Below are 358 nucleotides of genomic sequence, written 5' to 3' on the forward strand. Positions count from 1 at the left end.
ATGGCGTCGCCGTCGCGCAGCACCTTCAGGTGCGGCAGGGCCCGCAGGGCGGCCTCCACGGCGTCGGCCAGGGCGGTCTCGTTGCCGGACACGCTGTTAACGTCGATCAGCGCCGCGGTCAGCTCGGCGACGTCGGCGGTCAAGTCCAGGGCAATGGTCGAAGTCACTCCCCCAGCTTAGCCAGACGCGCCTGCGGCATCCCGGCGTCACCGGCCCCGGCGCGCTCGGTAGACTTGCATCCATGACCGCGAGCACCACCGCCACCGCCACTCCCCGCACCGCCCACGGCACCGGGCTGGCCACCGTCACCGACAGCGGCACCGTCCTCGACGTCTGGTATCCGGCGCCGGCGCTGGGC

At 72.9% G+C, this 358-nt stretch carries 2 pseudogenes; one reads left to right on the plus strand and one right to left on the minus strand.

Features of this window, described 5'->3' with window-relative positions:
• Positions 1-167: pseudogene (locus tag AC5RUJ_RS18745) on the minus strand (succinyl-diaminopimelate desuccinylase); the annotation flags it as partial.
• Positions 168-241: 74 nt separating this feature from the next.
• Here AC5RUJ_RS18745 and AC5RUJ_RS18750 point away from each other — a divergent pair.
• A pseudogene (locus AC5RUJ_RS18750) lies at positions 242-358 on the plus strand (2,3,4,5-tetrahydropyridine-2,6-dicarboxylate N-succinyltransferase); the annotation flags it as partial.

The sequence above is a fragment of the Arthrobacter sp. Y3223164 genome, from assembly GCF_059091005.1.